Origin of the sequence: Micromonospora sp. NPDC050784 (assembly GCF_044456765.1) — a bacterium.
Taxonomy (GTDB): Bacteria; Actinomycetota; Actinomycetes; order Mycobacteriales; family Micromonosporaceae; genus Micromonospora; species Micromonospora foliorum.
Window position 1 is genome coordinate 81385 of the sequence record NZ_JBITGG010000018.1, and the last position, 26260, is coordinate 107644.

General features: G+C 71.5%; 19 protein-coding genes. 4 read left to right on the forward strand and 15 right to left on the reverse strand.

Features of this window, described 5'->3' with window-relative positions; translation table 11 throughout:
* Positions 1-56: 56 nt before the first annotated feature.
* The gene (locus ACIBD9_RS23560; RefSeq protein ID WP_396720889.1) at positions 57-815 is read left to right on the forward strand and encodes a hypothetical protein; all 759 of its coding nucleotides are present in this window, start codon (positions 57-59) and stop codon (positions 813-815) included.
* 77 nt (positions 816-892) lie between these two features.
* On the opposite strand, the gene ACIBD9_RS23565 is transcribed toward ACIBD9_RS23560, so the two are convergent.
* Positions 893-1954, reverse strand: a complete 1062-nt coding sequence (locus ACIBD9_RS23565) for a LacI family DNA-binding transcriptional regulator (RefSeq protein ID WP_396720891.1) — start codon at positions 1952-1954, stop codon at positions 893-895.
* 16 nt (positions 1955-1970) lie between these two features.
* On the opposite strand from ACIBD9_RS23565, the gene ACIBD9_RS23570 reads away from it, so the two are divergent.
* A complete protein-coding gene (locus ACIBD9_RS23570) occupies positions 1971-3167 on the forward strand; it encodes an MFS transporter (protein WP_396720893.1) in 1197 nt (398 codons plus the stop codon).
* 109 nt (positions 3168-3276) lie between these two features.
* On the opposite strand, the gene ACIBD9_RS23575 is transcribed toward ACIBD9_RS23570, so the two are convergent.
* The 12 genes from ACIBD9_RS23575 to ACIBD9_RS23630 form a co-directional block, all read right to left on the reverse strand.
* Positions 3277-4686: a GH1 family beta-glucosidase gene (locus ACIBD9_RS23575; protein WP_387171493.1), complete on the reverse strand. Its 1410-nt coding sequence runs from the start codon at positions 4684-4686 to the stop codon at positions 3277-3279.
* A complete protein-coding gene (gene yicI, locus ACIBD9_RS23580) occupies positions 4683-6914 on the reverse strand; it encodes an alpha-xylosidase (RefSeq protein WP_396720896.1) in 2232 nt (743 codons plus the stop codon). Before yicI ends, ACIBD9_RS23575 begins: the two co-directional genes overlap by 4 nt.
* Positions 6911-7798 (reverse strand): carbohydrate ABC transporter permease, encoded by an 888-nt coding sequence (locus ACIBD9_RS23585; protein WP_387171497.1) that lies wholly within the window; start codon positions 7796-7798, stop codon positions 6911-6913. Before ACIBD9_RS23585 ends, yicI begins: the two co-directional genes overlap by 4 nt.
* 1 nt (position 7799) lies before the next feature.
* Positions 7800-8768, reverse strand: a complete 969-nt coding sequence (locus tag ACIBD9_RS23590) for a carbohydrate ABC transporter permease (protein ID WP_387171498.1) — start codon at positions 8766-8768, stop codon at positions 7800-7802.
* A gap of 67 nt (positions 8769-8835) precedes the next feature.
* Complete coding sequence (locus tag ACIBD9_RS23595; RefSeq protein WP_396720897.1) at positions 8836-10140, reverse strand: ABC transporter substrate-binding protein; 1305 nt, start codon at positions 10138-10140, stop codon at positions 8836-8838.
* Positions 10141-10216: 76 nt separating this feature from the next.
* Positions 10217-11248, reverse strand: a complete 1032-nt coding sequence (locus ACIBD9_RS23600) for a LacI family DNA-binding transcriptional regulator (protein WP_396721009.1) — start codon at positions 11246-11248, stop codon at positions 10217-10219.
* Positions 11249-11546: 298 nt separating this feature from the next.
* Positions 11547-12455, reverse strand: a complete 909-nt coding sequence (locus tag ACIBD9_RS23605) for an amidohydrolase family protein (RefSeq protein WP_396720899.1) — start codon at positions 12453-12455, stop codon at positions 11547-11549.
* A complete protein-coding gene (locus ACIBD9_RS23610) occupies positions 12452-13261 on the reverse strand; it encodes a metal-dependent hydrolase (protein ID WP_387171503.1) in 810 nt (269 codons plus the stop codon). The genes ACIBD9_RS23605 and ACIBD9_RS23610 overlap by 4 nt, the downstream gene beginning before the upstream one ends.
* A gap of 103 nt (positions 13262-13364) precedes the next feature.
* Positions 13365-14987 carry a protein kinase gene (locus ACIBD9_RS23615; RefSeq protein ID WP_396720901.1) on the reverse strand — a complete coding sequence of 541 codons (1623 nt, stop codon included), beginning with the start codon at positions 14985-14987 and terminating at the stop codon, positions 13365-13367.
* A gap of 119 nt (positions 14988-15106) precedes the next feature.
* A complete protein-coding gene (locus tag ACIBD9_RS23620) occupies positions 15107-16807 on the reverse strand; it encodes a serine/threonine-protein kinase (protein ID WP_396720903.1) in 1701 nt (566 codons plus the stop codon).
* An 83-nt stretch (positions 16808-16890) separates the two neighbouring features.
* Positions 16891-18225, reverse strand: coding sequence for a glycosyltransferase family 4 protein (locus ACIBD9_RS23625; RefSeq protein WP_396720905.1), 1335 nt, complete (start codon positions 18223-18225; stop codon positions 16891-16893).
* Between the two features lie 137 nt (positions 18226-18362).
* Entirely contained in the window at positions 18363-20306 is a 1944-nt protein-coding gene (locus tag ACIBD9_RS23630) for an amylo-alpha-1,6-glucosidase (RefSeq protein ID WP_396720907.1), read from the reverse strand.
* Positions 20307-20348: 42 nt separating this feature from the next.
* Here ACIBD9_RS23630 and ACIBD9_RS23635 point away from each other — a divergent pair, with 42 nt between their 5' ends.
* A complete protein-coding gene (locus ACIBD9_RS23635; RefSeq protein WP_396720908.1) occupies positions 20349-23057 on the forward strand; it encodes an MGH1-like glycoside hydrolase domain-containing protein in 2709 nt (902 codons plus the stop codon).
* A gap of 100 nt (positions 23058-23157) precedes the next feature.
* Entirely contained in the window at positions 23158-24096 is a 939-nt protein-coding gene (locus ACIBD9_RS23640) for a TAXI family TRAP transporter solute-binding subunit (RefSeq protein ID WP_396720910.1), read from the forward strand.
* Here the strand turns inward: ACIBD9_RS23640 and ACIBD9_RS23645 are convergent.
* The gene (locus tag ACIBD9_RS23645; protein ID WP_396720912.1) at positions 24093-25520 is read right to left on the reverse strand and encodes a sensor histidine kinase; all 1428 of its coding nucleotides are present in this window, start codon (positions 25518-25520) and stop codon (positions 24093-24095) included. The two genes, ACIBD9_RS23640 and ACIBD9_RS23645, sit on opposite strands and share 4 nt — an antisense overlap.
* Before the next feature lie 11 nt (positions 25521-25531).
* Positions 25532-26191, reverse strand: coding sequence for a response regulator transcription factor (locus ACIBD9_RS23650; RefSeq protein ID WP_396720913.1), 660 nt, complete (start codon positions 26189-26191; stop codon positions 25532-25534).
* Positions 26192-26260: the final 69 nt, after the last annotated feature.

The window sequence follows — 26260 nt, forward strand, 5'->3', positions numbered from 1 at the left end:
GCGGACCGAGTATCCGTACGGATGCGCCGGGCCGCCCAGCGGCGATACTCGTTGCCATGCGTCGACTCGTCACCGCTCTGCTGTGCCTGGCCGCGCTCGTCAGCTGCGCCAGGCCGGGCGAAGCGCCCGTGCGGGCCGGCCCAGCCGCGGACACCCGTTGGGCCACCTACCAGGCTGATGTCACGGCCGTCCGGGTCAGCGCGGACCCGCGCTCGCTCGTGCTGACCGTGGCGCTGCTGGGTGACGCGGACGGTTGCTCCCGGAATCCGCGAATCACCTACTTCACCGAGGAGAACAACCGCGTCTACGCCAACGTGGTGCAGGATTCGCGCCTGTCCGAGGTGGTCGGGGCCTGCCCCACCCACACGCCGGGCGAGGTGACGTTGACAGCGCCGGGGCAGATCGCCGACCGGATCGTCGTGCTCAACCAGGAGCCGTGGAAACGCAACGGCGCTGAGTACCACCGCTGCGACCCGACGTTCGGTTGCGATCCGATGCCGACGGATCGCTGCGACCCGGCGTGGGTCAGCGTCGCGGTCCGCGGTATGGACGTGTCCCGGCACTCCACCGGATCGGTCGAGGGCTGCGACGGCACCTGGCTGGTCATGACGGTCCCGTTCGATCCGGTGCCGTGCGGTGCTGAGGCGCGGCCCGGCTGTGACGCGTCGGTCAACGTTCGCCGGTACTTCCTGCGGTGGGCCGGCCAGGGCGGTTGGGCGACGATCGCCAACTCGACGAAGGCCGGCTGCGGGGATGTCCGCGCCACCGAGCCGACGTTCCCGAGCCGGCTCTGCGCCGACCTGCCCCGACCGTGATCGCAGTGCCGCCCCGGCGGCTCCGGGTCGAGCAGACCGGCCAGTCTCTTGACCACCGCTGCGGGGCGCGGCCCGAATCAGGGCTGGCGGCGGGTGGTCGCGCGTACCACGACGCGCCACTCGTGGCGTCTTGATGCCGTGGCGGGGCGTCCCAGCGCCGTACGGGCACAGTGCGCGCCCTGCTCGCGCAGGGACTGTGCCAGGGTGGTCAGTCCGGCGTTCGTAGCCGCGTCGGAATCGTCCCAGCCCGTTACCGCGACGTCGTCGGGGACGCGTAGGCCGGCGCTCGCAGCGGCGCGCAGCGCACCCAGGGCGAGTTCGTCACTCATCGCGGCGATGGCGTCCGGCGGGTCCGTGCCCCCGAGCAGTTCGGCGACGAAGGTCTCGCCCTCGGTGATGTGGTTGATCGGGCAGACGGCCAGTCGCAGGTCCTCGGCTCGCTGACCCGAGTGTGTCCAGGCGTCCCGGAACCCCTCCCACCGGTGCCGGGTAACCGGAAACCTCACCCCCAGCTCCTCGTCGCCGGTGAGCAGTTGGCGGACGCGACTCCGATCGAGCGGAAAGCCGAGCACGAGCGGGCGTCGGGCCTCGGCGAAGGCCACCCGCCCGACCGCGGCGGCAGCGGCCCGGTCATCGATGCCGACCACCGGCAGGTCCCGCCGGTGCGGGCCGGCGTGCACCACCGCGGGCAGGCCGGTGTCGGCGACGGCGTCCAGAACCGGGTCGTCGTCGCTGGTGGTCCAGACGACGAAGCCGTCCACGGCTGCCTGCGCGACGCGCTGGGCGTCGGAGGGTGCGCCCGTGATCGGGACCAGGGTGAGTCCGACGCCTTCGGCGGCGCACACGTCGGAGACCCCCGCGAGAAATCGTGCCGCCTGCGGATCGTCGAAGGCATAGCTCAACCGCTCACCGAGCACGACGCCGAGCGTGCCGACCCGCCCACGGCGCAACCCGCGGGCCGCTGGGTGCGGCCCGGGATAGCCCAGCTTCCGCGCTGCCGCGCGCACCTTCTCGGCAGTCTCCGCGGAAACCCTTCCCGGCTGGGAGTAGGTGTAGGAAACCGTCATCGGCGAGACGCCGGCAGCGCTTGCCACCTGGCGCAGCGTCGGCCGTTTGGGGTTGCCTGCGGGGCGGTTCATGGCACAGACTCTATCTGTGTATCGATACACAGCACGGCGGCAGGCCGCGACCGAGACCGAGACCGAGACGTTCGTACGGGATGCGCCGACCGTGCTGTCGTACGCCGCCCTGGGTTGCTGGACGTTCTGGCTGTACGCCTTCGGGCCGGCGCTGACCCTCCTGCGCGAGGAGTGGGGGTTTTCCTACACCCTGCTCGGCGTCTACGAACTCCTCCTGGCGACCGGCGCGGCCCTCGCCGCGATGGGGTTCGTGTGGGCGGCTCGCCGTCTGGCCAGGGGTGTGCTGTTGTGGTGCTCGGCCCTCGCCACGGTCGTCGGTGCGGGTCTGTTCACCCTTGGCGGGGCCGTGCCGGTCACCCTGCTCGGAGCCGTGGTGCTCGGCCTTGCCGGGACCACGATGCTCACCGTGGTTCAGGCGGTGCTGTCCGACCGGCACGGTGATCGGCGCGACCGGGCGTTGACCGAGGCCAACGTGGGCGCGGGCGCCTCCGCGGTGTTCGCCCCGCTGATCCTCGGCGTGCTGGCGGCCAGCGCGGTGGGCTGGCGCGCCACGTTCGCGTTGCCGGCCGCCGTCCTCCTGGTGCTGTACCTGCGCTACCGCCACCAACCGCTACCGGCGGTGCCTCAGCCCGCCGCGGCGAAGGGAGCCGGAGGTTTGCCGCTGGCCTGCTGGCTGTTCGCCGTGCTGACCGCGGTCAGTTCGGCGATCGAGTTCTGTCTGGTGTACTTCGGACCCCAGATGCTCATCCACGCCGGCATGTCCGCCACCGCCGCCAGCACGGCGCTGAGCAGCAACTACCTCGGTATCCTGATCGGGCGCCTGCTCGGCGCGCGGCTGACTCGCCGTCCCGGTCGCGGCGTCGCGTTGCTGTACGCCTCACTGGCGGTCACCGGCCCCAGTTTCGTCCTGTTCTGGCTGACCGACCAGCCGTTCCTCGCCGTCCTTGGGCTGTTCCTGTGCGGGCTGGGGATCGCGAATCTCTATCCGCTCTCGCTCGCCCTCACCCTCGGCGCGGCCGACGGACACGAGGACCGGGCCAACGCCCGCTCGCAACTGATCCTCGGCGTGGTCGCCGGCGTCTCGCCCTTCCTGCTCGGCAGCCTGGCGGACCAGTACGGGCTGGTCACCGCCTTCGCCCTCGAGCCGGTACTGATCGGCATCTGCCTCCTGATGCTGTGGGGCGGGCTGCGCGCCCACCGCAGCAACGCCTGAGACGGACGCCGTTCCCGGTGACAGTCGGGGCGTGGCGGTCGGGGTGCCGGAACGACGTCGCCGCCACCAACCCTGCACGGGCGGGTGACGGCGACGCGCAACCGGTCGGTCAGTCCTGCGCCTGGTCCAGCTCACCCGTGGCGGCGAGACGCTGGTACCAGTGAGCGCTGTCCTTCCAGGTGCGTACCTGGGTGTCGTAGTCGACCCGGATGATGCCGAAGCGGCGGTCGTAGCCGTAGCCCCACTCGAAGTTGTCCAGCAACGACCAGACGAAGTAGCCGCGTACGTCCGCGCCCTGCGCGCGGGCGTCGGCCATCGCGCCGATGTGCCGACGCAGGTAGTCGATCCGCCGGTCGTCGTGGATCCGGCCGTCGGCCGACACCACATCGTCGAACGCCGCGCCGTTCTCGGTGATCATCATGGGCTGGCTGGGGTATTCGCGCTGCAGGCGCAGCAGCAGCTCGGTCAGCGCCGGCGGGTCGATGTTCCAACCCATCGCCGTGTACGGGCCGGGCTGCGGCAGGAAGTCGACGTTGTCCGCGGCGACCCACGGCGTGGACGTCGACGCGCCGTGCCCGTCGGCGTCGGAGCGGGCCGACACCCCGTCCCAGGCCCGGACCAGGGTGCTGGAGTAGTAGTTGACCCCGAGCACGTCCAGCGGCACCGCGATCAGCTTCTCGTCGCCCTCGCGGACGAACGACCAGTCGGTGACGGAGGCGGTGTCGGCCAACAGGTCGGCCGGGTACTCCCCGTCCAGCATCGGGCCGAGGAACGCCCGGTTCGCCAACGCGTCGATCCGCCGGACCGCGTCCTGGTCGGCGGCCGAGTCGGACGCACCCCGGATGACGTGCAGGTTCAGCGTCACCGACAGCTCGGCGGACGGGGCCAGCTCCCGGACCACCCGGCCGGCAAGGCCGTGCGCGAGGTTGAGGTGGTGCACCGCGGCCAGTGCCGCCGCCGGCTCGGTCCGACCCGGCGCGTGCACCCCGGAGGCGTAGCCCAGGTACGCCGAGCACCACGGCTCGTTGAGCGTCGTCCAGGTGTGCACCCGGTCGCCCAGCGCGCCGACGATGCCCGCCGCGTACTCCTGGAAGCGCAACGCGGTCTCCCGCGCCGCCCACCCGCCGGCGTCCTCCAGCTCCTGCGGCAGGTCCCAGTGGTACATGGTGGCGACCGGGCGGACGCCCCGCTCCAGCAGCCCGTCCACCAGCCGCGAGTAGAAGTCGATGCCCGCCTGGTTGAACCGGCCCGAGCCGCCCGGCTGCACCCGGGGCCAGGAGATGGAGAACCGGTACGCGCCGAGCCCGAGGTCGGCGATGTGCCCGAGGTCGTCGGCCCACCGGTGGTAGTGGTCGGCGGCCACGTCACCGGTGTCACCGTTGAGGGTCCGGCCGGGGGTGTGGCTGTAGGTGTCCCAGATGGACGGTCCGCGTCCGTCCTCGGTCGCCGCGCCCTCGATCTGGTACGCGGCGGTCGCCGAGCCCCAGACGAAGCTCTCCGGGAAGTGGTGTTGCGTCATCGTTCCGTCCCCTGGATCTCGCAGATGTAGCCCGTCGAGGTGCCGGCGACCAGTTCGGCGCTGGCCGTCCCACCCTCGTAGCGCACGTCGAACTCGGCGCCCGGTCCGTTGCCGGGTGACGGTACCCGTACCCGGGTCCGCTGCCCCTCGGTCGGTGCGTACACCCGCAGCCGCACATCGTCGGCCCACTCGTAGTCCGGTCGGTCGGTGCGCGAGCCGAACGGGATGACCGCGCCCGGTCGGGCCAGCACCGGCAGGCTGTCGAAGCCATGCTTCTCGGTCACCCAGGCCGGGCCGGTGACCTGCGCGCCGGTGACCAGGTGCGTCCAGGTGCCGGCGGGTACGTAGTAGGTGACGTCGCCGTCGGCGCTGAGCACCGGGGCGACCAGCACGTCCGGGCCGAGCATGTACTGCCGGTCCAGGTGCGTCGTCGCCGGGTCGTCCGGGAACTCCAGGAACATCGGCCGCATCACCGGCGTCCCGTCGCGGTGTGCCTCCTGGGCGGCGGCCGCCAGGTACGGCATCAGGCCGAGCTTGAGGTGGGTGAAGTGCCGCAGCACGTCGACGGCCTCCTCGTCGTACGCCCACGGCACCCGGTACGAGCCGGACCCGTGCAGCCGGGAGTGCGAGGAGAGCAGCCCGAAGGCGACCCAGCGCTTGAACACCGCCGGGTCGGGGGTGCCCTCGAAGCCGCCGATGTCGTGGCTCCAGTAGCCGAAGCCGGACGCCGCCAGGGACAACCCGCCGCGCAGCGACTCGGCCATCGCGACGAACGTCGACTCGCAGTCGCCGCCCCAGTGCACCGGGAACTGCTGCCCGCCGGCGGTCGCCGAGCGGGCGAACAGCACCGCCTCGCCCTCACCGCGCTCGGTCTCCAGCAGTTCGAAGACCGCCTTGTTGTAGAGGTACGAGTAGTAGTTGTGCATCCGCTGCGGGTCCGAGCCGTCGTGCCACACCACGTCGGTCGGGATGCGCTCGCCGAAGTCGGTCTTGAAGCAGTCGACGCCCATGTCCAGCAGCGTCTTGAGCTTGCCGGTGAACCAGCGGACCGCGTCCGGGTTGGTGAAATCGACGAGCGCCATGCCGGCCTGCCACTTGTCCCACTGCCAGACCGAACCGTCCGGGTTGCGGACCAGGTAGCCGGCCGCGCGGCCCTCCTCGAAGAGGTACGAGCGTTGCGCGATGTACGGGTTGATCCAGACGCACACCTTCAGGTCGCGCTCGTGCAGCCGGCGCAGCATCCCCTCGGGGTCGGGGAAGGTCGCCGGGTCCCAGACGAAGTCGACCCAGTGGAACTGACGCATCCAGAAGCAGTCGAAGTGGAACACCGACAGCGGCAGCCCACGCTCGGCCATCCCGTCGACGAACTCGGTCACCGTCTTCTCGTCGTACGAGGTGGTGAACGACGTGGACAGCCAGAGGCCGTACGACCACGCGGGGATCCGGGCCGGGCGGCCGGTGAGGGCGGTGTAGCGGCGCAGCACGTCCTTCGGGTGGGGTCCATCGATGACGTAGTAGGTGAGCGACTGGCCCTCGACACTGAACTGGGTCTGCGTGACGACCTCGGAACCGACCTCGAACGACACGTGCTCCGGGTGGTCCACGAACACCCCGTACCCGGCGCTGCTCAGGTAGAACGGCACGTTCTTGTACGCCTGCTCGCTGGCGGTGCCCCCGTCGGCGTTCCAGATGTCGACGGTCTGCCCGTTCTTGACGAACGGGCCGAAGCGCTCGCCCAGCCCGTACACCGTCTCACCGACACCGAGGGCGAGCCGTTCGTGTACGTGCCGGCGGCCCTCGGCGTCGGTGACGACGCCGATGCTGCGCGCGGTGGACGCGGTGACCAGCCGATCGCCGTGCAGGAAGTCGACCCGCCACCCGTCGATGAGCGCGACCCGCGCGGTCAGCTCGCCGGTGGTCAGCGTCGCGCTGAGCCCGGTGACGTCGACGGTGACCGGGTGCGTCTCGTCGGTGCTCAGCCCGAAGTGCGGCTCGCGGGGCAGCCCGCCGGTGTGGTGGGCGATGGTCACCCCGATGACGCCGGGGGCGGGGGAGAAGAACCGGACGGTGACCAGCGGGCGGTTGAGGGTGTCGCCGCGTCCGGTGATCTGACCGGTCGGTGCGAAGACGGTGAAGCCGCGCTCGTCCGGCTCGACCGACTCCACTGTGCCGGGGCGCAGGACGCTGACGCCGGGGCGCAGCTGCCAGTACCCGTCGGTGAACTTCACTTCTCGGCTCCTGCCGTGATGCCGCGCGCCAAAGTGCGCTGGAAGATGAGGAAGAAGAGGATGGCCGGCACCAGGCTGATCAGCGCACCGGCGTTGGTGGTCGGAGCGTCCATCAGCCGGTCGCCCTGCAACGACGCGAGCGCGACCGGAATGGTCTGCGTCTGGTTGTCGATAAGCATGACCAGCGGGATGAGGAACTCGTTCCACGTCCAGATGAAGAAGAAGATGAGCAGCACCGCGAGGGTGGGGCGCAGGTTGGGAAAGACCACCCGCCACAGCACCGTCCACTTGCCGGCGCCGTCCAGCGCGGCGGCCTCCAGCAGCGAGCGCGGGAACGTGCCCAGCACCGAGGCGAGCAGGTAGGTGCCGAACGCGCTCTGGATCACGGTGAAGATGATGATCACCGAGAGCTGGGTGTTGTAGAGGCCGACCTGCTTCGCCACGTAGTACAGCGGGTAGATCAGCGCCTCCTGCGGCAGCATGTTGGCCAGCAGGAAGAGACCAACGATCCACAGCCGGCCGCGGACCCGGCCGATACCCAGGGCGTACGCGTTGAGCAGTGACACGGCGACGCCGAGCACGGCCACCGAGCCGGCGATGACCGCCGAGTTCCAGAACTTGAGCGGGAAGTTCACCTCGGTCCAGTACGTGCGCAGGCCCTTGGTGTAGAACTCCGTCGGCCAGCTCAGTGGGCCGCCCGACGAGTAGTCGCCCGGCGACTTGAACGCGTTGAGCAGCATGAATGCGAACGGCACCAGCATGACGAGCGCGCCGAGGGTGACCAGGGCGAGCACCACCCAGCGGCTGACGCCGCGGTGGTGTCGATCGCGTACCGGCCGGGCCGGCGTCACCGGCGCGGCGCTCGGTGTGAGCGTGACGGCCATGTCAGAACCCCCGGTCCCGGCGCTCGCTGCGGGCTTGCATCCAGATGAAGACCCCGGCCACTACCACGATGATCAGTGTCAGCACCATGGAGATCGCGGAGCCGTAGCCGACCTGCAGCTTCTTGAAGAACGTGTAGTAGGCGAAGTACGACGGCACGTTCGTGGCGTTGTCCGGGCCGCCCCGGGTCAGGGCGAAGATCGGCCCGAACACCTTCAACGCGGCGATGGTGCAGGTCAGGGCCACCACGAAGGTCTCCGGCCGGATCTGCGGAAGGGTGATCGCCCGGAACCGGTGCAGCCAGTTCGCGCCGTCGACCTCGGCCGCCTCGTACAGCTCGGGGTCGACCCGCTGCAACGCCGCCATGAAGACGACCACCGGGTAGCCGATCTGCACCCAGATCATCACGGCCATCACGGCCGGCAGGGCGGTGCCCGGGTCACCGAGCCAGTCGTGGCGCAGCGCGCCGAGACCGACCGCGTCGAGGAGGCTGTTGAACGCCCCGTCGGGGCGCAGGATCCAGCCCCAGACGATGCCGGCCACCACGACGGGCAGCACCTGCGGGAGGTAGAACGCGGCCCGCAGCGCGGCGGCGGTGCGGGGCTTGAACCGGCGGCCGATGACGTCGAAGAGCACGGCGGCGAGCAGCAGCCCGAGCAGGGTGGGCACCACCACCATGGCGACGAGCATCCAGACCGTGTTTCGGAAGGACGCCCAGAACACGTCGTCGTGCAGCAACTGCTGGTAGTTGTCCAGGCCGACCCACCGGGGGTCGCCGATGCCGGACCACTTGGTCAGCGACAGGTAGAGGGTGCCGACCAGCGGCGCGCCGATCACCAGGAGAAAGAGAACCGCTCCGGGGAGCAGGTAGAGCCAGTACGCCGCGTTGCGGCCGCGGCTTCTGCGGCTCGGCGCGGGCGGGGTGGGGGTCGCGGCCGGCGGTGTGGCGGCGACCGTCTCGGAGACTGCCATGGAAGATCCTTCCCGGCGGGGCGGGCGGGCGCGCCGGTCCTGCCGGTCGCGCCCGCCGCTCGCCGTGTCACTTGCCGGTGATCTCCTTGACGCCATCGGCGTACGGCTTGGCGATCGTGTCGAGGACCTGGTCGGGCGTCTTCGAGCCGTTGATCAGACCCTGGAAGCCGGAGACCAGCACGTCGTAGTAGCCGGGGACCGGCCAGTCCGGGTAGAAGGCGAGCCCGTCGGACTTGCTGACCGTGTTGAAGTCCTCGATCAGCTTGCGGTCCTTCGGGTCGCTGATCTTCGACGCGTCGGCGGCGACCGGAACACCACCGTTGTTGCCGATCAGGTCCTGGATCTCCGGACGCAGGGTGATGTCGATGAAGTCGTACGCCAGGCTCTTGGCCTTGCTGTTCTCCGGGACCACCCAGAGGTTGCCGGAGGAGCCGGCCTGCAGGGTGTTGCCGGGGAAGAGGAAGGTGTCCCAGTTGGCCTTCATCTCGGTCTTGAACCGGCCGTACCACCAGCTACCCGAGACGATCATCGGAACCTTGCCGCCGATGAAGGCGGTGCCCATGTCCTCGGCCTTGAGGCTGGCCGAGTTCTTCGCGACGTAGCCCTTCTGCACCCACTGGGCGAAGGTGTCCGCGCCGTACTTGAGCGGGTCGGCCTTGAAGTCGACCGGGTTCTTGTAGAGCTGGTAGTTGTCGACGAACTGCCGGTCGCCCTTGGAGAGGGCGAGCTGGTAGAAGAGCTGCCCGGCCGGGTACTCGGCGCCGGCCATGCCCAGCGGGGTGACGCCCTTGCCGACGAACGTGTCCATTGCGGCGGTCATCTCGGCCATGGTTGTCGGGACCTTGACGCCGTTCTGCTGGAACAGGTCCTTGTTGTAGTAGACCGTGACGTACTCGCCGTAGTTCGGCACACCGAACCACTTGCCGGAGCCCATCACGCCCTTGTCGCTGTACCGGGCCGTGGTCTGCAGGCTGGGGCTGAGCTTGCCGGCCCAGCCGCGCTTGTCGGCCTCGCTGCTCAGGTCGGCCAGCAGGCCCTGGGAGGAGAGCAGCCCGGCGGTCGCGTTGCCCTTGTTGTACTCCATGATGTCCGGGCCTTCGGACGAATTGATGATCATGCCGGCGTTCTGCTGGATCTGCTCGAACGCCTTGCGCTCGAAGCGCACCTCGACGCCCGGGTGCTCGGACTTGAAGATCTCGATCGCCCGGTTCCAGCCGACCCCCATGGCGCTGTTCTCGCTCTCGTAATGCCAGAGCTTGAGGGTCTTGGCGTCGCTGTCGTCCCCGCTGTCACCACCGCCGCAGGCGGCCACGGTGGTCGTCGCGGTCGCGGCCAGGGCGATCGCGGCGACGAGCCGGTGGAATCGCTGCATTAGCATCCTCCTCGTTGAGTATCTAGCCGGTACTTCACGGGGCCCGTCGTCGCGTTGCAGCGCGGCGGCGGGCCATTTACTGATCCGCCCCCAATGGATGGGGGCTTCGGGGCGCGGCGGTCGACCCCCGGACCTCCAACGCACACGGCAGCAGTTGCTGGTGACGAAGGTCAGCGGGGCCATCCAGGTGGCGCGTCAGCGCCTCGATCGCGATCCGGCCAAGCGCCGAACCGGGTGACGTCATCGCGGTCAGCGCCGGGGTCGCCAGTTCGGCGACCTGCGGCGAGGTGACCATCGAGACGACGGAGACGTCGTCGGGCACCGACAACCCGCGGCCGGTCAACTCGCCGAGGATGCCGAAGATCGCCGTCTCGTTCATGGCCAACACCGCGGTCAGCTCCGGGGCCTGCGCGAACGCGGCGGCCAGGGCGGCCCGCCCGCCGGCGGCGCTGTCCTCGGCCGCGATCATCACCGGCTCCAGGCCGTGCCCGGTCATCGCGGCGGTGAAGGCGTCACGGGTACGCAGCGCCGGCCCGTAACCGCTGGCGAGCGTGGCCTCCGAGTGGTTGACGTAGACGATCCGCCGGTGCCCGAGGCCGACCAGGTGCGCGACGGCCTCCCGGACGGTCTGGTCGAAGTCGATGTCGACGTAGGAGAGCGTGCTGGTGTCGCCGGTGCGGCCGATCAGCACCAGCGGCACCCCCGCCTCCTGGAGCACGGTGACCCGCTCGTCGGCCAGCTGGACCTCCATCAGCACGACCCCGTCGAGCATCCGCTGACTGGCCAGCCGACGCAGGTCGTCGAGGTTGCCCCCGCCGACCGGCGAGAGCACCAGGTGGTAGCCGGCGACGCTGGCCGCGGCGGCGGCACCGGTGACGAAGGCGGTCTCGGTGGCGCCGAGGCCGCGTTCGTCCATCGGCATCAGCAGGCCGAGGATCCGGCTACGGCGACTGGCCAGCCCTCGGGCCATCGCGTTGGGCTGGTAGTCGAGCTGCGCCATCGCGGCCAGCACCTTGTTGCGGGTGGCCTGCGAGATCGGCCGGGTGCCGGTGAGCACGTACGAGACGGTGCTGACCGAGACCTGTGCGAGGCGGGCGACGTCGTGCATGGTGGCCACCGCGCACCTCCTCCGGCCTGGGGTGGGACCGCTCCCGAACTTCGTCGAAGCGTTTCGACGAAGCGGTTCGACAGGACGCTAGGCCACCTGTTACGGCGACGTCAATAGCCGATGTCGAAAAGAATTCAGCGGTCGCGCGGCGCGCCTGCGTAGCGAGCGGACCGCGCCGATCTTGCAGTTCCTGTTGCCGACATGGCTGGATATGCACCTTGTGTCGGGACAGAAAGTGCAAGATCGCGGTGGGGAGCGGCGGGGTGCGGCGCGGGGGCGGGGTGGGGCGGGGTGCGGGTCAGGGCAGGTTGAAGAGGGCGGCGGCGCTGTTCCAGCAGACCGCGCGCAGCCAGTCGTCGCCCAGGTCCAGTCGGGCCAGCCCGGTCACCTGCTCGGCGTACGGGTACGGGATGTTCGGGAAGTCGCTGCCCAGCAGCACCTTGCCGGCCAGCCCCAGCTCGCGCAGTCGGGGCAACTCGTCGGCGGGGAAGGGGACGAACTGGTCGAAGAACGACGTGAACGCCATGGTGGTGTCCAGCCGGACCCGCTCGTACGTCTCGGCGAGGTCCAGGAAGGCGCGGTAGTCCGGGGCGCCCAGGTGCGCCACCACGGCGGTCAGCCGGGGGTGGCGGGCGAGCAGGGCGGCGAACGGGTCCGGGCCGGTGTGGGCGGTCCCCACCGGCGCGTGCCCGGCGTGCACCACCACCGGCACACCCGCGTCGGAGAGCATCCCCCATACCGGGTCCAGCGCCGGATCGGTCGGCGCGAAACCGCCCACCTGCAGGTGCAGCTTGAACAGCTGGGCGCCCTCGGCGAGGGCCGCCTCGACGTACCGGGGGGCGTCCGGCTCGGGGTAGAACGTGGCCGAGGCCAGGCACCCGGGGGTGTCGCGGGCGAAGTCCAGCGTCCAGCGGTTGAGTTCCGTCGCCATGCCCGGCCGGTGCGCGTACGCCAATGCGCTGAACGCCCGTACCCCGAGCCGGCGCAGGTGCGCGACCCGGTCGGCGTCGCTCCACCGGTAGCGGATCGGCCATTCGGTGCCGACCAGCGGCCCGGCGGCGTCGAAGTAGGCCCACACCCGACGCAGCAGTCGCGGTGGCAGGAAGTGCACGTGCACGTCGGCGAGGCCGGGTAGCCCCAGCGAGCGGCAGAACTCCGGCACGCGCTCGTCCTCGGCTGGCGGGACCACCGGCACCGGATCGGTCATATGTCGATGTCGAATCGGCTCAGCACCGAGGGCGCGATCAGGCCGACGGTCGCGAGCGCGGATACGACTGTCAGTGCGATGCGCATCCCGACCACCTCGGCCTTGCTGCCGACGCGCAGGGCGATGCTGTTCGGCAGGCCGATCATCATCCACATGCGCCGTTTGATCGGGATCGGCCAGAGGATCGGCACGCCGGCTCGGGTGATCATGTCGCCCAGGATGTGTACGAAGCAGCCCACGCCGAGCGCGGTGCCGATCAGGGGATAGCCGCGTCCGCCCGGCAGGTTGGCGAAGGTGAACCAGGCCGCGCCGGCCGAGGCGAGGGTGATGATCACCCAGCCGGCCCGTTCGGCCCACTCGTCGAACAGCCCGCGCAGGGCCAGGCCGAACATGAAGAACAGGATGGTGATGACCGCCCACTTGCCGTACGCGGCGCAGAGCGCGGTGGTGCCCCAACCGACCAGCACGGTGAACGGCAGCGTGTGGGTCAGAGTCCGGTGCCCGTTGTTGCGGCGTGGGTCCCTGCTGAGCTTCGTGGCGTAGTAGACCCCGAGGGAGACCTTCTCCATCACCTCGGCGGCGAAGAGCGAGAAGACTCCGAAGGTACGGGCCACGGTGGCCCCACCCTGGTTCTTGGTCACCTTGCCCGACATGTCGAGGTCGGGAAAGAGCGCGCCACCGGCGCACACCGCGGTGCCCACCGCCAACGCGAGTGGCGACTGGTGGTAGTCGGCGAACTGCTCCAGCGCCCAGGAGCCCGCCAACCACACCGCCGCGCCAGACAGCGCGTGTTGCGGTCCCATCATCTCGGCTCACCCTCCCCAGGGATCTTGAGCGCCCAAAACTACGCCACTGTAGTCAGCGTCGGCGCCGCAGGGGCATCACCCGGAAGGTCCACATCAGACGGTGTCACAGGGTGGGGGTGAAGCTCTGCCGGATCATCGGCAAGTATGCCGCGTTGACCTGCCAGTCGAACTCTTCTGTCAACCACGAGACGGTGTAGGAGCGGTCGGCCGAGGTGTTGGCCAGCAGCCGGAAGCTGTGCACCGCGACGCCGAGGGCGTTCTGCCAACCGCACTCCCACACCGCGCCACCCTCGAAGATGTCCATCGCGGAGATGTCCACCTTGCGATAGCCCGGCAGCGCCTCACTCGCGGTCAGCCGAGTCTCCTCGGCCTTCCAGTGCGCCACCGGATCCGCGTGGGCCGGCCCCGCCTCGACGCTGAGCACCCGGGACCCGCCGGATCTCCGGAAGCAGGTCGCCGGGCCCTCGGTCCAGCGCGCCCACCCCACCGGCGCGGCGATCCGAAACCCGGTCGGGTCGTCGTACCAGGTCCAGCCCTCGCGCAGCGCGTACTTCACGTCGGCCGGCGGTGACGCCGACACCACCGGGGTCGCTGACGGTGGCGGGGCCGACGCGCAGGCGAACGCCGCCGGTCGGGAGGTCGGCGCGCCACCACCTGAGCCGGACGGTGGCGTCCGCTCGTCGTGCCGGGTGACCAGCGCCAGCGTGACGCCTCCCGCGACGAGCAGCGCGGTGGCCGCACCACCCAGGGCGATCAGGCGCCGCCGCCGGCCGGGTCGGCGCGGGCTCGGGGTCGGCGTCGCCGGCTCGTCCGACGGGGCCACCGGTTCGACCGGGTGGGGCGCGAGGGCCCGGCCGGCGCTGCGGACCGCCGCCACCGCCGAGGACCGGACCGGACCGGCCGGCTCGTCGTGGCTCGCCGCGGCGGCGCGCAGCAGCGGCTCCGCCTCGACGGCGGTCAACCGCCGCCAGGGGTCGCGCTGCAACAGGCCGGTGAGGACGGGGCCCAACGGGCCGGCCCGACGCATCGGGTCCGGCGGTTCGGTGGCCAGCGCGCTGAGCGTCGCCATCGCGCTGGAGCGCGCGTACGGTGACTTCCCCTCGACCGTCGCGTAGAGCGTCGCGCCCAGCGACCACATGTCGGTGCGGGCGTCGGACACGCCTTCGCGGGCCCGCTCGGGGGCGACGAACTGCGGTGAGCCGAGCACCGTGCCGGGCCCGGTCATCACACCGTCACCGCCGTCGAAGGTGGCCAGTCCGAAGTCGGTGAGCACCACCCGTCCGTCGTCGGCGACCAAGACGTTGTGCGGCTTGACGTCGCGGTGCAGCACCCCGGCGGCGTGCGCGGCCCGGAGCGCGGCGAGCACCGCCAGCCCGATCCGGGCGGTGCGCTGCGGGCTCAGCGGCCCCTCGGCGCTGATGATCTGCTGCAGCGACCGCGACGGCACGTACTCCATCACGATCCAGGGGCTCTCCCGGTCGTGCACCACGTCGTAGAGGCGGACCACGTTGGGGTGGTTGAGTCGGGCGGCGGTGCGTGCCTCACGCAGGGTTCGGAGCCGCAACTCCTCGCGTTCGGTCTCGGCCAGCCAGGACGGCGGCACGAATTCCTTCACCGCCACGTCGCGATGCAGCATCTCGTCGCGAGCAAGCCAAACCCGGCCCATTCCGCCGGTGCCGACCAGGTCGAGCAGCCGGTACCGACCCGCGATCAGCAACTGATGCACGGTCGCTCCCCCTCGGTCACCCCGGGATCCACGATAGCCACCGATGTCGGCTTTCTCATCCACTGAGCGGCCTCGATCCACGCCGGACGGTGGTCCGGATCATGGCCATACGGTGCAGGTCAGCGGGGTGCTCGGAAACTCTTTCGCGCCCGTTCCCAGTCGGCGGTGGCCCCGGCCCAGTCCTCGTCCCGGGTGATCCAACCCAGCGTCCAGCGGTCGGCCCCGAGGATCTGTTGCCGGGCGTGCAGCCACGTGCCGTGCGGTGTCTGCCAGCGGAGCTCCCACTCGGCGTCACGATCGCCCGCGGCGAGCCGGATCTCGTCGTACCCCGGTAGGGAGCCTGCCCCGGCTGCGGTGTCGCGGGCGGTGCGCAGCCGTTCGAGGGGATCGACGGCGCCACCCTCGGCGACGCTGAACGCCCGGCCGGTCGCCGGGTCCTGGAAGCACGCCACCGTGCCGTCGCGGGAGGTCAGCCACGTGGCCGGTACGGAGACCCGGAAGCCGGCGGTGTCGGCGTGCCAGACCCAGCCGGGCGGCGGACGGAACTCTTCGCCCGAGTTCGGCGTGCCGGCCTGCACGGGCGTACCGACGATGTCGGGGCGGACGCAGGCGAACGGGGGCGGGGGGACGTTCCGCCCGTTCGGCGGCGGGCCGGGTGGCGGGCCGGGGCCGAACGGCCCGCCGTTGGTCGGACGGTTCGGCGGCGGGGTGGACCAGCCGGTGGTGTCGCGGGGCGTGTCGTCGGCGACGGTCAGCGCGGTCGCGACGCCGGCCACGACGGCGACCAGCAGCGCCACGGCGACCACCGCCACCCGACGTGCGGTACGCCCGGCGGCCGCCGGGTCCGGGGCCGGGGTGGGGGAGGCGCTGACGGCTACGGCCGAGGCGGCCGGGTCGGGCGGTGGATTGGTGGGGTCCTGGTCGTCGGGGTCGTCCGCCGTGGCGCGCTGGCCAACCAGCCCCGGCACCGGCCCGTCGGCCGAGGGCCGGTCGGTCGCCGACGGCGGGTCGGCGCGGCCGGTCGCGGCAGTGCTGAGCAACCGACGGGCGGTGTCGTGGTCGAGGCGGTCGCGCGGGTCGCGGCGCAGCAGCCCGTCGAGCACCGGCGCGAGCGCCCCGGCGTGCGGGGCGGGGTCCGGCGGGCCGGCGGCCAGTGCGCTCAGGGTGGCCATCGCCGTGCTGCGGGCGTACGGGGACTGCCCCTCCACGGCGGCGTGCAGGGTCGCCCCGAGCGACCACAGATCGGCGGCCACCGTGGACGCCCCCTCGGCGGCCCGCTCCGGGGCCACGTACTGCGGGGAGCCGAGGACCATGCCGGGGCGGGTCATCGCGCCGTCGCCGCCGTCGAAGGTGGCCAGCCCGAAGTCGGTGAGCATCACCCGCCCGTCGTGCGCCACGAGCACGTTCTGCGGTTTGATGTCGCGGTGCAGCACCCCGGCGGTGTGCGCGGCCCGCAGCGCGTCGAGCACGGCCAGGCCGATCCGGGCCGCGCGGGCGGGCTCCAGGGGGCCCTCGGCGTCCACGACGTCCTGCAGGGTGCGGGACGGGACGTACTCCATGACGATCCACGGGCTGCCCTCGACCGCGACGACGTCGTAGAGCCGGACCACGGCGGGGTGGTTGAGTCGGGCCGCGGCGCGGGCCTCCCGCATGGTGCGCGAGCGCAGCTCTTCCCGTTCACGATCGGCCAACCAACTCGGTGGGACGATCTCCTTGACCGCCACCTCGCGGTGCAGCATCTCGTCGTGGGCGCGCCACACCCGACCCATGCCCCCGCGACCCACCAGGTCGAGCAGCCGGTACCGACCGGCGATCAGCACCTGTGCACGCTCCTCCTCAGCCGCTGTCCGGGCTACACCCTAACCAGCGGATCGGAAGTCACCTATCGGTCGTCCGACTCAGCTCAGCATGCGGCGTGGTCGACGGCGGCGAGCAGATTCCCCTCCGGGATGGCGATCCGGCTCCGCCCGCCGGCCAGTCGGGCGGCGGCGCGGCGGGCCTGCACGGGGCCGTGTTCGCGACGGGCGGCGGCGTAGCTGGCGGCGGTGCGGGCCGCGATGGTGGCCCAGCCGTACCGCTCACCGACCATCGTGCGGGCCCGGCGGGCCAACCGCCGGGCGAAGACCTCGTCGCCGAGCAGTTGGCCGACCGCGCCGGCGAGCGCGTCCGGGTCGCTGTGCGGGAACGTCACCCCGGTCACGCCGGGTTCGACGATCTCGGCGAGGCCGCCGGTACGGGCCACCGCCAGCGGCGCGCCGGCGGCCGCCGCCTCCAGCGCCACCATGCCGAACGGCTCGTAGAGGCTGGGGACCACTGTCGCGTCGGTGGCGCCGAGCATGGCCGGCAGTTGGGTGGAGTCGAGGAACCCGGTGAACCGGACGGTCGAGTTGAGCGCCAGTCGCCGGGCCTCCGCCTCCAACTCGGCGCGGTACGGGCCGTCGCCGGCGATCACCACGCGCAGGCCGGGGTGCCGTTCGCGGAGCCGGGGTACGGCGTGCACCAAATGCTGGACGCCCTTCTCGTAGACCAGCCGCCCGGCGTACCCGACCAACGGGCCGTCCCCGGCGAACCGCGCCCGGGCCGACGCGACCGCTCGGGGGCGGGCCCGCCAGGCCCTGTCGTCGACCCCGTTGGGCACCACGTCGACCTGGGCGGCCGGTACGTCGAACAGTGCCGTCACCTGGTCGCGCATGTACCCGGAGCAGGTGATCACCCGAATGGAGGAGCTGCTGAGCCAGTGCTCGACGCCGTGGATGGTGCGGTTCATCTCCTCCGGCAGCCAGCCCTGGTGCCGGCCGGCCTCGGTGGCGTGCATGGTGGTGACCAGGGGGAGGTCCAGGTGCTCGGCCAGGGTGACGGCCGTGTGCGCGACGAGCCAGTCGTGGGCGTGGATGACGTCGTAGGAGCCGGCCTGGGTGGCGCGCAGCGCGGTGCGGGTGAGGGTGTGGTTGAAGGCCATGGTCCAAGCCAGCAGCGAGCCGGTGGCGAGCGGGAAGGCCACCGGGTCTTCGGGGGCGCGCAGGATGCGCACGCCCTCGGCGTACTCCTCCAGGGGTGCGCCCTCGCTGTGGCGGGTGACGACGGTGACCTCGTGGCCGGCGGCGGCGAGGGCGACGGAGAGGGCGTGCACGTGTCGGCCGAGACCGCCGACGAGCACCGGCGGGTACTCCCAGGAGAGCATCAGCACCCGCAGCTGTCGGGCGGGGTTGATGTCGATCACGTGGGCATCGAGTGACATGCGGCCCCCTTTGAGTTGTCCCCGGGCGCGCGCCGACCGACACCGGAATGGGTGTCGCCGCCGCGTCTGGATCGAGGCCAATCCTGCCGGGATCGCGATAACCAGCGGCGACACCACCGTTGCGGTCGTGTAAAGCGCTACTGGCTCTTTCGCCGCACCCGCAGCAGCTCGGCCACCGACCATGCCTGGAACGGGCACCCGGTAGCGGTGTGCGGCGCGAGGCCATCGGCCGTCTCGCTTACCGAGCCTAACCCATATTCCATCAAATGGGCCTCAATGCCGACGAATACGTCATCGACGGACACCTTTCCCCGGCGTGCGGCGTCCACGTACGGGCCGAGCAGCCACGGCCAGACCGTGCCCTGGTGGTAGCCCCCGTCCCGGTCGGCCGGGCCGCCCCGGTGCCGGCCCACGAACTCCGTGGAGTCCGGGGCGAGACTGCGCGGCCCGAGCGGGGTGAGCAGCCCGCCCGCGACCCGCCGCAGCGTGGCCTCGTCCGGCTCCATCGGCGCGTACGGCAGCGACCAGGCCAGCAACTGGTTGGGGCGCAACGCGTCGTCGTCGTGCAGGGCGGCGCCACCCAGCGGGTACGCCGGCGCGGGCGCGTCCAGCACGTCGTGCAGCCAACCGGTCGGAGCCGGGAACCGCTCCCGGAACGAGACGGTGGCCTGCCCGTGGCGTCGCCACAGCTCGTCGGCGTTCTGCCCGGCCAGCTCGGTCAGCTCCGCGAGCCCGGCCAGCCCGTTGATCCACAACGCGTTGACCTCGACCGGCTTGCCGGTACGCGGGGTGACCGGCACCCCGTACACCCGGGCATCCATCCAGGTCAGCGCGGTGCCGGCGGCCCCCTGGGTGAGCAGCCCGTCGGCCGGGTCGACGCGGATCCCGTACCGGGTGCCGGCCACGTGGGCGTCGATCACCGCGCGTAGCGCGGGCAGCAGCTCGTCGCCGAGGTCGGTGTCACCGGTGACGGTGACGTGCCGGCTCACCGCGTGCAGGAACCACAGCGTGCCGTCGACGGTGTTGTACTCCACCCGCCCGGTGTCGGCCGTGTTGGCGAGCATCCCCTCGGAGAGCGTCGCCGCGTACGCCCGCAGCAGCTCACGACCCTCGTCGGCGCGACCCGTGCAGAGGAACAACCCCTCGTACGAGATCATCGTGTCCCGCGACCACGCCCCGAACCAGGGGTACCCGGCGACCACGTCCACCGCGGCCTGGTTGGTGCGCACCACGAACGCGTCGGCGGCCAGCGCCAGGGTGGCGTCCACGTCGTCGGCCGGCTTCGCCGTCGCCACCACCTGACGGTTGCGCCGTCGGGCCGTCGCCACGATCTCCTCCGCCGGCGGCGGTTCCTCGTCGAGTCGACCGGCCCAGGCCCGCACCGACACCGTGTCGCCGGGGCGTTCCAGCTCACCGGAGAAGCGGCCCGCGTACCAGAGGTCCTCGTCCGGGTGCAGCCCCCGGTTGGCCTCCTCGCGGTGGTGCACGCCCAGCCACCACTGCCCCTCGGGGGCCCAGCCCGGGCCGTCGAGCCGGTACGCGCCCTCGACCACCGCGCCGTCGGCCACCGCCTCGACCTGCGGGACCGGGCCGTCGGCCCGCCGTTCGCCGTGCGCGTCCCGCCAGGTGCAGGCGGCCGACAGCTCCAGCCGGACCGGACCGCCGGCGACCAGCCGGTGCACCACGGCGACGCAGGAGCGGCCGGGCAGCATGGCCAGCTCCCGTTCGATCACCACCGCGCCGATCCGCCACCGCCAGCGGGGTAGCCCGTCGACCAGGTCGAAGCGCTCCAACAGCTCGAAGCCGCGCGGGTCCACGTCGCCGGAGGCCCACTCGTGCGCGCCGAGGCGCACCCGCGCGCCGGACGGCAGGGTGACCGCCGGATCGAGACTGACCAGTCCCACCTGACGGGACGCCGGCGTTTCGCCGGGAACCACCAACAGACCGTGGTAGCGACGGGTCCGCAGCCCGCCGACCGTGCCCATCGCGTAGCCGCCGAGGCCGTCGGGGACCAGCCACTCCCGGCTGGCAGCGCTGGTCAGATCGCCACAGATCTGCGGGCCGAAGTGAATGTCGATCAACTTTCCTCCACCGGCGGCGGGGTGTAACACGCCACGACGAGAATGGCCGCTGTGGTCAAGTACCGCGGCGACGTCAAAGATGTGCACGTGATCACTGACCGATCGTCCTCCGACGCCTCGCCACCCGACGCTGAGCGGCTCCGGCTCGCCCAGGCTGACTCGGGGGAGCAGGACTGGCGTGCATGGGGTCCCTATCTGTCCGAACGGGCGTGGGGGACGGTACGGGAGGACTACAGCGAGCACGGTACGGCCTGGGACTACTTCCCGCATGACCACGCGCGGTCCAGAGCCTACCGGTGGAATGAAGACGGGATGGCCGGCGTCTGCGACGAACGACAGACCTTCGCGTTCGCCCTGGCCCTCTGGAACGGCAAGGACCCGATCCTCAAGGAGCGGATGTTCGGCCTCGGCGGCGACGGCGGCAACCACGGCGAGGACGTCAAGGAGTACTGGTGGTACGAGGACTCCACGCCCACCCACTCCTGGATGCGCTGGCGGTACCACTACCCGCAGGCCGCCTTCCCGTACGACGAACTCGTCGCGGTGAACGCGTTGCGCGGCCGCGACGACACCGAGTACGAGCTGGTGGACACCGGGATCTTCGACGACGACCGGTATTGGGCGGTGACCGTCGACTACGCCAAGGCGTCCCCGACCGACCTCTGCATGGTGGTGACCGTCGCCAACCGGGGCGACCGGGCGGCGACCCTGCACGTCCTGCCCACCCTGTGGTTCCGTAACACCTGGTCCTGGGGCCTGCCCGGCGGTGACCGGATCCCCCGGCTGACCGGCCAGGGCACCCGCCTCGTCGGCGAACATCGGGTGCTCGGCCAACTGCTGCTCGAGGGCGACGGCGGCCCGGTGCCGCTGCTCTGCGACAACGACACCAACGCCGAACGGCTCTGGGGGCTGCCCGGCCGCTCGCCGTACCCGAAGGACGGCATCAACGACCACGTCGTCAACGGCGCGGCCACGGTCAACCCGGCCCGGGAGGGCACCAAGGGCGCACTGCACTACGTGCTCGACGTGCCGGCCGGCGAGCAACGCCAGATCCGGCTGCGGCTGACCCGTACCGCGTCGCCGCCGGCCGCCGCGCCGCCGCCCCCGGCCGACCTCAGCGACGGCTTCGAGGCCGTGGTGTGGGCGCGGCGGGCCGAGGCGAACCGGTTCTTCGCCGGAGTGATCCCGCCGGCCGCCACACCCGACGAGGCGCTGGTCGCCCGGCAGGCCATCGCCGGGCTGATGTGGGGCAAGCAGTTCTACCACTTCGACGTCAAACGCTGGCTCGAAGGCGACCCGGGCTCGACACCGCCGCCGGCCGGGCGTCGGCACGGGCGCAACAGCGCCTGGTGGCACATGACCAGCTTCGACGTCATCTCCATGCCCGACCCGTGGGAGTACCCCTGGTACGCGGCCTGGGATCTGGCCTTCCACTGCGTGAGCATCGCCCGGGTCGACCCGGGCTTCGCCAAGGAGCAGATCCTGCTCCTGCTCCGCGAGTGGTACCTGCACCCCAACGGCCAGATCCCGGCGTACGAGTGGGCGTTCGGTGACGTGAACCCGCCGGTGCACGCGTGGGCCGCGCTGAAGGTGTTCGAGATCGACGGCGGCCGGGACTACGAGTTCCTGGCCCGGGTGATGCACAAGCTGCTGCTCAACTTCACCTGGTGGGTCAACCGCAAGGACACCGGCGGCAACAACGTCTTCGAGGGCGGCTTCCTCGGGCTGGACAACGTCGGGCCGTTCGACCGCTCGGCGGCGCTGCCGGTCGCCGGGGTGCTGGAGCAGTCCGACGGCACCGGCTGGATGGGCATGTACGCGCTCAACCTGCTGGACATGGCGATCGTGCTCGCCGAGCATGACCGGACCTGGGTGGACACCGCCACCAAGTTCTTCGAGCACTTCGCCTACATCGCCGCCGCCGCGTACGAGCAGGGGTTGTGGGACGACGAGGACGCCTTCTTCTACGACGTGTTGCGCCTCGCCGACGGTACGAAGGTGCCGTTGAAGGTCCGCTCCGTCGTCGGGCTGCTGCCGTTGGCCGCGACCACCCGGCTCACGGCCCGGACCCTGCACCACCTGCCGGAGTTGGGAGCCCGGCTGCGCTGGTTCCTCACCAACCGCCCGGAGTACGCGCAGGTGATCGGCACCCGCCGGCTGGGCCCCGACGGCCGGCAGCAGCGGCTGTTGTCGATGGTCGGCCCGGAGCAGGTGGTCCGTCTGCTCGCCCGGATGCTCGACCCCGACGAGTTCCTCTCCGACTTCGGCCTCCGGACGCTGTCCCGCGCGCACCTGGACAAACCGTTCTCGGTCACCCTCGGTGGGCAGGAGTTCTCCGTCGGCTACGAGCCGGCCGAGTCGACAAGCGGACTGTTCGGGGGCAACTCGAACTGGCGTGGCCCGATCTGGATGCCGACGAACTTCCTGCTGATCAGCGCACTGCGTGACTACGCGGCGTTCTTCGGCGACGACCTCCAGGTGGAGTACCCGACCCGTTCCGGGGTGAAGCGCACCCTGGACGAGATCGCCGACGACCTCTCCGCCCGGCTGATCGCGCTCTTCACCCAGGACGACTGGGGTCGCCGGCCGATCTACGGTGCGTGTCAGCTCTTCCAGACCCACCCGGACTGGCGCGACCTGATCGCCTTCCCCGAGTACTTCCACGGCGACAACGGGGCCGGCCTGGGCGCCTGGCACCAGACCGGTTGGACAGCCCTGGTGGCCGACCTGATCCTCACCCTGCGCCGCTGACGGCAAGGTCCGCCGATCCGACGGACGCCGGATCCATCGTCGTACGACTATGGTTCGTGCCCGGAGGGTCCTTGCCGTGAAACGGGGATGAGGTGAGGGTGTGCTGTCGTCCGCGGCGGTGCGTCGGCGGAGCCTGTTGACGGCTGCGGCCGGTGCCCTGGTGGCCGGTTCCGCAGGCTGTGGTGGCAATCCGCACCCGCGGGGTCCGCTCCGAATCGCCACCGGCGGGCGGGGCGGCGTGTACTTCCGGCTCGGTACGGGTTTGGTCCGCGCGCTGCGGCGGATCCATCCTGAGCTACGAGCGGAGGTCCTGGTCACCGCGGCCTCGGCGAGCAACGTGAAGTTGGTTGCCACCGGCGCCGCCGAGGTGGGCTTCACCCAGGCCGACGTGCTGGACCCCCGGCAGCTTCCGGCCGTGTCGGCGCTGGCCCGGTTGCATGACGACTACCTGCACCTGGTGGTCCGCACCGACGGGTCGCTGCGGTCGGTGAGCGACCTACGGGGGCAGCGCGTGTCGCTGGGCGCTCAGGGGTCGGGCACCGAGGTGATCGCCGAGCGGGTCCTGACCGCCGCCGCGCTTCCTCCCGCCGACGTGGTGAACGTACGGCTGGGTGTCGACGAGTCGGCCGCCGCGCTCGCCAGCGGTGTCGTGTCCGCGTTCTTCTTCTCCGGCGGACTGCCCGTGACCGCCATCGCGACGCTCGCCGAGGCGACCCCGGTGCGGCTCGTCAGCCTCGGGCGCTATGTTCCCGACCTGCGCCTACGCTTCGGTGAGGTCTACGCGGAGCTGTCCATCCCGACCTCCATCTACGGCGTTGAGCCCACCGCCACGGTCGCGCTGCCCAATTACCTCGTCGTGTCACCGACGATGCCCGCCGAAACGGCCTACGCGCTGACCGAGGTGTTGCTGGAGCAGCGGAGCGTGCTGGCCGAGGAGCATCCGGCGGCCGAGCACTTCAATCGGCGCGAGGCGATCGACACCGGGCCCCTGCCGCTGCACTCCGGGGCCGCCTCGTACTTCCAGGAGAGCAAGCCCTAGACGCCGGCCGGCGCGGATTCCGCCGCGGTGCTCACCGCGAGGTGCAGGACGGCCTCCAGGCCACCGACGTCAGAATGGTCGAGTTCCAGTCGCCCGCCGGCGACGGCGGTGAGCGCGGCGACGATGGACAGACCCAGGCCGTGCCCCGCCACGTTCTGCGACTCCGGTGCCCGCCAGAACCGCTCGGTGGCCCGCGCCAGGCGCTCGGGTGACAGGCCCGGCCCGTCGTCGAGGACATGAACCGCCGGACGCTCGCCGGCGACGACCCGCACCGTGACGGTCTGCGCGCCGAACTTCAGCGCGTTGTCGATCAGCGCGTCCAGGCACTGATCCAGACCGGTCGCCACGCTGAGTACCGGCACCGGGCCATCCGGTGCGTCCAGGCGCAGCCGGCCTCCGCGGGCGGTCGCCACCGGTTCCCAGGCGCGTACCCGGGCCGCGGCGACGGTGACCGCGTCGACGGTCACGGTGGCGTCGCCGCCGCGTTCGGCGCGGGCCAGCGCCAGCAGACCTTCAAGCATCCGGCGCAGCCGGTCGACCTCCTCCACGGCGAGTCGATGCTCGGTGCGCCCCTCCTCGGTCAGCGGCTCCACGCCGAGCGACTCCATCCGCAGCAGCAACGCGGTGAGCGGGTTGCGCAGCTGGTGACTGGCCTGGGCGACGAACGCCCGTTGTCGGGCGAGCGCCTCGGTGACCGTGTCGGCCATGTCGTTGAACACCACCACCAGCTGGCGCAGCTCGGGCGGACCCACGTCGGCCAGCGCCCGGGTCGTGTATTTGCCGGCCGCCAGCTCCTGGGCGGCGCGGTCCAACTCGCGGACCGGCCGCAGGGTCCAGCGGGCGAGCAGGGTCGCGGCGAGGAGGCACGCCGCCATGGGGACCGTGCCGGCGGCGGACAGCAGCAGCCAACTGCGGACCGACTCCGAGCGTTGCCGATCGGTGGGGGACAGCGTCACCACCGCGCCGACGGCCTGGCCACCGCTGGAAACCGGAATAGCGATCACCAGCCAGTGCGGCCCCCACGGCCAGATCCGGGTGTCGGAGCCCTCCTGTGCACCGGCCAGAGCACGGCGGAGCACCGGCCCGATGTCCACCCCGGTGGCCGCTTCGGCTGCCCGGCCGGCGTCTTCGCTGGCGTCCGCGAGGACGCGGGACTGGGCGACGGTACGGCCGTCGGCGTCGACGACGAGGGCGTGGATCCCGTACAGGTCCTCGTACCGGACGAGCGCTGTTCGGAGCGCTTCGCTCTCGCCGGTGCGCAGCGCCGGTTCGGCGACAGCGGCGAGGGAGATCGCGTCGGCCAACCGGTCGGCGGTGACCCGGTGGCTGTCATGCCCGACGTCGGTTATCGCCAGCGGCACGGCAAGGGCGAGCAGCACCGCCGCCAGGAGTGAGGCGTAGCCAAGGACCAACCGTCGGCGCACGGTCCCGGGTCCTACCGGGGCTGCAGGCGGTAGCCGACGCCCCGCACGGTGCGGACCACGTCGGGGTCACCCAGCTTGGCGCGTAGTGCCGCGATGTGCACCTCCAGCGTGCGGCCTCCCCCGAAGGTGGTCTGCCAGACCGCCAGCAGCAGCTCCTCGCGGGTGACCGCCACGCCGGGTCTGTTCGCCAGCGTCAACAGCACCTCGAACTCCATCCGGGTGAGGCTGATCTCGCGGCCGTTGAGGCTGACCTGCCGGGCGGCCGTGTCGAGCCGCAGCGAACCGACCTCCACCACGTCGCCGGGCGGGCGGGCGGCGCGGACCGCACGGCGCAGCACCGCCTCGATGCGCGCCTGAAGCTCGGCCATCGAGAACGGTTTCACCACGTAGTCGTCGGCGCCCGTGCGGAGACCGGCGACGCGCTCGTGCTCCTCGCCTCGCGCGGTCACCGCGATGATCGACAGATGGGGGTGACGCTCGCGGAGCCGTCGGCACACCTCGAGGCCGTCCCGGTCGGGTAGCCCCAGGTCGAGCAGGACCAGGTCGGCGGACGGCGCGGCCAGCGCCTCCTCTGCGGTGGTCGCGCAGTTGACGGAGTAGCCGTGCCGACGCAGCGCGCCGGCGAGGGCGGCGGACACTCGCACGTCGTCCTCGACCAGAAGCACCCGCATGGCTTTGACAGTATCGGCATGGTCATCATTTAGGCGAGCAGCATCATCGATGCCCCGGCGGTTCGTCTC

Coding starts and splice junctions, on each gene's coding strand:
- ACIBD9_RS23560 (WP_396720889.1), top strand. CDS start 57: ATGCGTCGACTCGTCACCGCTCTGCTGTGCCTGGCCGCGCTCGTCAGC.
- ACIBD9_RS23650 (WP_396720913.1), bottom strand. CDS start 26,191: ATGCGGGTGCTTCTGGTCGAGGACGACGTGCGAGTGTCCGCCGCCCTC.
- ACIBD9_RS23590 (WP_387171498.1), bottom strand. CDS start 8,768: ATGGCAGTCTCCGAGACGGTCGCCGCCACACCGCCGGCCGCGACCCCC.
- ACIBD9_RS23595 (WP_396720897.1), bottom strand. CDS start 10,140: ATGCAGCGATTCCACCGGCTCGTCGCCGCGATCGCCCTGGCCGCGACC.
- ACIBD9_RS23600 (WP_396721009.1), bottom strand. CDS start 11,248: ATGCACGACGTCGCCCGCCTCGCACAGGTCTCGGTCAGCACCGTCTCG.
- ACIBD9_RS23625 (WP_396720905.1), bottom strand. CDS start 18,225: ATGTCACTCGATGCCCACGTGATCGACATCAACCCCGCCCGACAGCTG.
- ACIBD9_RS23565 (WP_396720891.1), bottom strand. CDS start 1,954: ATGAACCGCCCCGCAGGCAACCCCAAACGGCCGACGCTGCGCCAGGTG.
- ACIBD9_RS23610 (WP_387171503.1), bottom strand. CDS start 13,261: ATGATGGGACCGCAACACGCGCTGTCTGGCGCGGCGGTGTGGTTGGCG.
- ACIBD9_RS23575 (WP_387171493.1), bottom strand. CDS start 4,686: ATGACGCAACACCACTTCCCGGAGAGCTTCGTCTGGGGCTCGGCGACC.
- ACIBD9_RS23605 (WP_396720899.1), bottom strand. CDS start 12,455: ATGACCGATCCGGTGCCGGTGGTCCCGCCAGCCGAGGACGAGCGCGTG.
- ACIBD9_RS23585 (WP_387171497.1), bottom strand. CDS start 7,798: ATGGCCGTCACGCTCACACCGAGCGCCGCGCCGGTGACGCCGGCCCGG.
- ACIBD9_RS23635 (WP_396720908.1), top strand. CDS start 20,349: ATGGCCGCTGTGGTCAAGTACCGCGGCGACGTCAAAGATGTGCACGTG.